The organism is Streptomyces colwelliae (genome assembly GCF_048158785.1).
GTDB lineage: Bacteria > Actinomycetota > Actinomycetes > Streptomycetales > Streptomycetaceae > Streptomyces.
Genome location: NZ_JBLTJC010000501.1, coordinates 1 through 6387, shown reverse-complemented (window position 1 = coordinate 6387; position 6387 = coordinate 1). Strand labels below are relative to the sequence as shown.

Annotated in this window: 7 protein-coding genes; 5 read left to right on the top strand and 2 right to left on the bottom strand. The window is 69.6% G+C overall.

Translation table 11 applies throughout. From position 1 onward, the window contains the following. On the bottom strand, nucleotides 1–1014 hold a 1014-nt coding region (locus ACNFOC_RS49005; RefSeq protein ID WP_416965474.1), incomplete at its 3' end, for a LacI family DNA-binding transcriptional regulator. Between the two features lie 239 nt (nucleotides 1015–1253). Here ACNFOC_RS49005 and ACNFOC_RS49000 point away from each other — a divergent pair. From ACNFOC_RS49000 to ACNFOC_RS48980, 5 genes are all read left to right on the top strand, one after another. Then, a complete protein-coding gene (locus ACNFOC_RS49000; protein WP_406126272.1) occupies nucleotides 1254–2411 on the top strand; it encodes a Gfo/Idh/MocA family protein in 1158 nt (385 codons plus the stop codon). After that, nucleotides 2408–3562 carry a dihydrodipicolinate synthase family protein gene (locus tag ACNFOC_RS48995; protein ID WP_416965473.1) on the top strand — a complete coding sequence of 385 codons (1155 nt, stop codon included), beginning with the start codon at nucleotides 2408–2410 and terminating at the stop codon, nucleotides 3560–3562. Before ACNFOC_RS49000 ends, ACNFOC_RS48995 begins: the two co-directional genes overlap by 4 nt. 35 nt (nucleotides 3563–3597) lie before the next feature. After that, nucleotides 3598–4398, top strand: a complete 801-nt coding sequence (locus ACNFOC_RS48990; protein ID WP_416965475.1) for a sugar phosphate isomerase/epimerase family protein — start codon at nucleotides 3598–3600, stop codon at nucleotides 4396–4398. A gap of 171 nt (nucleotides 4399–4569) precedes the next feature. Beyond that, complete coding sequence (locus ACNFOC_RS48985; protein ID WP_416965472.1) at nucleotides 4570–5109, top strand: RICIN domain-containing protein; 540 nt, start codon at nucleotides 4570–4572, stop codon at nucleotides 5107–5109. 266 nt (nucleotides 5110–5375) lie between these two features. Then, nucleotides 5376–5726 carry a hypothetical protein gene (locus ACNFOC_RS48980; RefSeq protein WP_416965471.1) on the top strand — a complete coding sequence of 117 codons (351 nt, stop codon included), beginning with the start codon at nucleotides 5376–5378 and terminating at the stop codon, nucleotides 5724–5726. Between the two features lie 116 nt (nucleotides 5727–5842). Here ACNFOC_RS48980 and ACNFOC_RS48975 read toward each other — a convergent pair whose 3' ends face one another. Continuing rightward, nucleotides 5843–6232 carry a DUF937 domain-containing protein gene (locus ACNFOC_RS48975; RefSeq protein ID WP_416965470.1) on the bottom strand — a complete coding sequence of 130 codons (390 nt, stop codon included), beginning with the start codon at nucleotides 6230–6232 and terminating at the stop codon, nucleotides 5843–5845. Nucleotides 6233–6387 lie beyond the last annotated feature (155 nt).

The following is a 6387-nucleotide window of genomic DNA, read 5'->3' as shown; positions in this document are numbered from 1 at the left end:
CATCAACTCCCCCCGAACCGTGGCGATCCCACCGGGCGGCGGCTCCTCCCGCCCCATGGCGATCCGCCCGGCCCGAGCCCCCGCCTCCGACAACGGCAACCGCACCGTCGTAAGCGAAGGCACCGCATCCACACTGAACGGCAGATCGTCGAACCCGGCGACCGAGACGTCGTCCGGAATCCGCCGGCCCGACTCCCGCAGCGCCGCACACGCCCCCACCGCGACGGAGTCGTTCGCGGCGACCACGGCGGTCAACGACGGGTCCCGCCGCAGCAGTTCCAGCGTGGCCTCGTAGCCCGACCGCCGGTCGTACCGCCCGTGCACGGTCCACCGCGGATCCTCCACGATCCCGTGCGCGGCCAGCGCCTCCCGGTGGCCCTCCAGCCGGTGCCGCGTCGTCGTCCGTTCCTCCGGGCCCGCGATGTAGCCCAGCCGGCGATGGCCGAGCCCGATCAGGTGCTCGGTCAACTCCCGCCCGCCCCCGCGGTTGTCGAAGGTCAGCGCGAACGCCCCGGTGTCCGGCGCCGGCGGCCGCCCGCACAGCACCACCCGCGTCCCGGCCTCGCCCAGCTTCCGCAGCTTCGCCGCGACCGCCGCCGCGTGGGGCGCGTTCTCCATCGCGCCACCGGTCAGCACCACGGCCGCCGCCCGCTGCCGCTGCAACAACGTGAGGTACGTCAGCTCGCGCTCCGGGGCGCCGCCCGTGTTGCACACCACGGCCAGGCGCTCCCCGCCCGCACGGCCCCCCGGCCCCCCGATCTCGCCCTGGATCGCGCTCGCCATGATCCCGAAGAAGGGGTCGGCGATGTCGTTGACCAGGATGCCGACCAGGTCGGAGGTGGCCGCCGCCAGCGCGCTCGCGGGACCGTTGAGCACGTAGTCGAGCTCGTCGACCGCCCGGAGCACCCGCTCCCGCGTGGTGGCCGCGACCGGGTAGTTGCCGTTCAGTACGCGCGACACCGTCGCGGGGGAGACCTGGGCGCGGGCCGCCACGTCCGCCAGGGTCACCGTCATGTTGTTCGTCCTCCGGTCGCGCATCTTGTCGTACGCCGTTGTACATAGGCTGCTCAAAGGAAGCCCCCGTCCGAGCAGACGATAAGGCCACCCACCCCGGTTGTTCGCCCCCTCGAACAACTCGACCCCATCACGGTCTTGTACAGACCAGTGGGCAAAGGCTAGCTTCTGCATATATAGAAAGCGCTTGCTGCGTTCTTGGGACGTACGTGGAAACGTGCGTGGACGAAGGGAAACACGTGACACGCAAGACAGTGCGTATCGCCATGAACGGCGTGACCGGGCGCATGGGCTACCGACAGCACCTCGTCCGCTCGATCCTCGCACTGCGCGAGCAGGGTGGTCTAGACCTCGGCGACGGTACGGTTCTGTGGCCGGAACCGATCCTCGTGGGCCGCCGCGAGCACGCGCTGAAGGCGCTTGCCGAACAGCACGGGCTCGACCCGGAGAACGTCTCCACGGACGTCGACGCGGTCCTCGCCGACCCGACCGTCGAGATCTACTTCGACGCCCAGGTCACCTCGGCCCGCGAGGAGGCGCTCAAGAAGGCGATCGCGGCGGGCAAGCACATCTACACCGAGAAGCCGACGGCCACCGACTTCGAGGGCGCGCTCGAACTGGCCCGCCTCGCCGACGCCGCCGGCATCAAGCACGGCGTCGTCCAGGACAAGCTGTTCCTCCCGGGCCTGCTGAAGCTCAAGCGCCTCATCGACGGCGGCTTCTTCGGCCGGATCCTGTCGATCCGGGGCGAGTTCGGCTACTGGGTCTTCGAGGGCGACTGGCAGGCCGCCCAACGCCCGTCGTGGAACTACCGCTCGGAGGACGGCGGCGGCATCGTCGTCGACATGTTCCCGCACTGGGAGTACGTCCTGCACGAGCTGTTCGGCCGCGTGAAGTCCGTCCAGGCCATCGCCACCACCCACATCCCGCAGCGCTGGGACGAGAACGGCAAGCCCTACGACGCCACCGCCGACGACGCCGCCTACGGCATCTTCGAACTCGACAGCGGCGCCATCGCCCAGATCAACTCCTCCTGGGCCGTCCGCGTCAACCGCGACGAACTCGTCGAGTTCCAGGTCGACGGCACCGAAGGTTCCGCCGTCGCCGGGCTGCGCAACTGCCGTGCCCAGCACCGCAGTTCCACCCCCAAGCCGGTCTGGAACCCGGACCTCCCCGCCACCGAGGTCTTCCGCGACCAGTGGCAGGAAGTCCCCGACAACACCGACTTCGACAACGGCTTCAAGGCCCAGTGGGAGCTGTTCCTCCGCCACGTCTACGCCGACGCCCCCTACCACTGGGACCTCCTGGCCGGCGCCCGCGGCGTCCAGCTCGCCGAGCTGGGCCTGAAGTCGTCCGCCGAGGGCCGCCGTTTCGACGTACCGGAGATCACCCTGTGACCATCCAACTCCCGGACAGCAGTGGGTCCTTGAGGGCGTACGAGCCCCGACAGGAACCCCTCGCCGTCACCGCCGGTACCCCCTTCACCTCTCGTACGGTGTTCTCGGCGGCGCACGTCGTCGCCGACCCGTTCGCCGACACGAGCCCCGACTCGGCCGCCGCCGTCGACTGGGACGCCACCCTCGCCTTCCGCCGCCACCTCTGGTCGCACGGGCTCGGTGTCGCCGAGGCGATGGACACCGCCCAGCGCGGGATGGGCCTGGACTGGGCGGGCGCTGCCGAGCTGATCCGCCGAAGTTCCGCCGAGGCCAAGGCAGTTGGCGGCCGGATCGCGTGCGGCGTCGGCACCGACCAGATCACCGGCCCGGCCTCCCTGGCCGACGTACAGGCCGCGTACGAGGAGCAGTTGGCGCTCGTCGAGGCGTCGGGCGCGCAGGCCATCCTGATGGCGTCCCGCGCGCTCGCGGCCGCGGCGAAGGGCCCCGAGGACTACCTGGAGGTCTACGGCCACCTCCTGCGCCAGGCGTCCGAACCGGTCGTCCTGCACTGGCTGGGCCCCATGTTCGACCCGGCGCTCGAGGGTTACTGGGGTTCGTCGGACCTCGACGCGGCCACCGACACGTTCCTCGAAGTCATCGCCGCGCACCCCGACAAGGTCGACGGCATCAAGGTGTCGCTCCTGGAGGCTCAGCGGGAGATCGACATCCGGCGCCGACTGCCGCAGGGTGTGCGCTGCTACACCGGCGACGACTTCAACTACCCCGAGCTGATCGCGGGCGACGACCAGGGCTTCAGCCACGCCCTGCTCGGCATCTTCGACCCGCTCGGCCCGCTGGCGGCGGAGGCGGTCCGCGTCCTGGACACCGGGAACACGGCCGGCTTCCGCGAACTCCTCGACCCCACCGTCGAGTTGTCCCGCCACCTCTTCCAGACCCCCACCCGCTTCTACAAGACGGGCGTGGTGTTCCTGGCCTGGCTCGCGGGCCACCAGTCGCACTTCACGATGGTCGGCGGCCTTCAATCGGCCCGCTCCCTCCCGCACTTCGCCCGCGCCTACGAACTCGCCGACGGACTGGGCCTGTTCCCCGACCCGAAGCTCGCCGAGGAACGGATGAAGAACCTGCTCGCCCTGTACGGAGTGACCCAGTGAGCAATCCCGACCTGTCCCGCTTCTCCATCAACCAGATGACGGTCAAGCAGCTGTCGATGCCCGAACTGGTCGACGCCTGCCTGGAGTTGGGCGCCCCCGGCGTCGGCCTCTGGCGCGAGCCGGTCCAGTCGTACGGCCTGGAGGAGACCGCGAAGCTGGTCCGCGGCGCGGGGCTCACGGTGACAACGTTGTGCAGGGGCGGCTTCTTCACCGCGATCGACCCGGACGAGCGCGCCCGCGCCCTCGACGACAACCGCCGGGCCGTCGACGAGGCCGCCACCCTCGGCACCGACACCCTGGTGCTGGTGTCCGGCGGTCTCCCGGCCGGTTCCAAGGACCTGCACGGCGCGCGGGAGCGGATCGCCGACGCGCTGGGGGAGTTGGGGCCCTACGCCGAGGAGCGGGGCGTACGGCTGGCCATCGAGCCGCTGCACCCCATGTTCGCCTCCGACCGCTGCGTGGTCTCCACGCTCACCCAGGCCCTCGACCTCGCCGAGCGCTTCCCCGCCCGGCAGGTCGGCGTCACGGTGGACACGTACCACATCTGGTGGGACGACCGGGCGCCCGAGCAGATCGCCCGGGCGGGCGCGGGCGGCCGTATCCACACCTTCCAACTCGCCGACTGGACCACCCCGTTGCCCGAGGGCGTGCTCAACGGCCGCGGGCAGATCGGGGACGGCGCGATCGACATGCGGGAGTGGCTGTCGTACGTCGAGGCGGCCGGGTACACCGGGTCCATCGAGGTCGAGCTGTTCAACGACGGACTGTGGGCGCGGGACGGGCGCGAGGTGCTGGCGGAGACGGCGGCGCGGTTCGTGGAGCACGTGATCCGATGAGTCCGTGAGTGACCCGCTCGTGTCCCGCCCCACTCCGCTCCGGCGGGGTGGGGCGGTTCCGTTCGCCGGAACAGGGCGCGACAGGCCACTCGCGGCAGGTGGACACTGCCCGCGGACGGTCCGACAACGCGGGGGCACGGGGCCGTCGCGGCCGTCCGACGGGGAGATGAGATGGCCATTTCCAGTATTTGCAGACGCGCGGGGACGCTCCTGGCGCTCCTGGCAGCCGTGTCGGTCGTGGTGATCGGCGGCTCGGGCACCGCCGGAGCCCAACCGGCCGGCTCGGCGCTACCGGCACTGGCCGGCGCGTACTTCAAGGTGGTCAACCAGAACAGCGGCAAGTGCCTGGACGTCAGGCGAGAGGACCCCAAACCGTTCGCCGGTGTCCAGCAGTTCAGGTGCACCGGTACGGACAACCAGCTGTGGACCGCGGTGCCCTCCGGTGACGGCTTCTACTTCCTGGTGAGCAAGGAGAGCGGCCTGTGCATGCAGCCCTTCCTGTTCACGGTCACCGTGGTGAACACCTGTAACGGCAATACCGGACAGCAGTGGAGTGCGGTGCCCGCGGGGTTCGAGTGGAACGAGGTCCGGTCGCGGGGCCTCAACCAGTGCTTGTGGGTGGTGAGCGCCAGCACGGCCGATTCCGCGGGGACCAGGCTGCGGGCCTGCGACGGCACAGCGGCCCAGCACTGGCAGTTCGTCACCGTCTGAATGTGAGAGTCACCTTCACACAGCTCATTTTTATAAATGCAGATCAGGGTCCGTGCGGTGCGCGCTATTCCTGTGACTAGCCTGTCGATTTAGGTTTTTCGGAGCTTTTCGGAACCGTATCTCCCCAGGTCATGTCTGTAGGATCGTGCTCGCCGCGGGGCCGGGAGAAAGCCCGGAAGCGCGGCCTTCCGGGCTTTCTCTTGTATGAGAGAAGCCTGAGAGCTGCATAAGAGAAGTAATTCGAGAAACAAAACAAGGAGTTATCTGTGAACGTGCGTATCGCCGCCGTGTCCGTGGTCTCCGCCGCGCTCGTCGCCGTCGGCACCACCGCCGCCGTCGCCGCCCCGGCGCCGAGCATCACCCTCAAGGCCAACCACGCCGCCGTGAAGCTCGGTGACGTGGTCACCTTCACCGGCAAGACCGCCGGTCTGAAGGAGGGCAGCAAGGTCACGCTCCAGGTGAAGACCGGCACGACCTGGAAGTCCCTGCCCGTGACCGCCAAGGTCAACCACAGCGCCTACAAGCTGACCGACAAGTTCCAGAAGAAGGGCGTCCAGGTCCTGCGTGTCAAGGACGGCGCCGCCGTGTCCAAGGGCGTCTCGGTCACCGTCCGCTGACGCCGGCCGCCCCGCGCTGACACACCCCTGAGCCCTGCCCCACCCCGTTCGATCCGGGGTGGGGCAGGAGGTCAGGAGTATGCCGTACCGACCGGCCAACACCCGCACCGCACGCGTTACTTCTTCTTTGCCGCCCGCTTCGTGAGCACCGCGAGGACGGCCGGGATCAGCATCTCGACGACCCGCGCGACGGTCGCCGGCGGCAGCCCCGTCTTCTTGGCCACCGCGTTCGCCACCGGCCTGGCCGCCTTGGCCAGCATCCCGGCCATGAGCCCCCCGGTCGCGAAACCGCCCAGCGTGGCCACGCCCTGGAGCGGAGCCTCCGTAGGCGTCTCCACGGTCTCGGCGGCAGCCGCCTCGCCGGACAGCGCCGACGCGGTCGTACCGACCACGTCCCGGGCGCCCGCCTCGTCCGTGCCGAGCAGCCCCGCGATCTCCTGCACCTTGTCGTCGCCCAGCTCGTCGAGGACGGCGCCCTGGAAGGCCGTAGCCGAGTCTTCGCTCATGTCTGAAACGCTACGTCCGCCCCAATTCGTCGGCACCTCGAACCCGCCTTGAAGAATTCTCAAGATGTCGTACAACCCTCTCCCCACCACGCGGGTCGTACTTGGCATCAGGACTCTTGGAGGGGGATCTGGGGGGATCGTGGGGGGTCCTGATG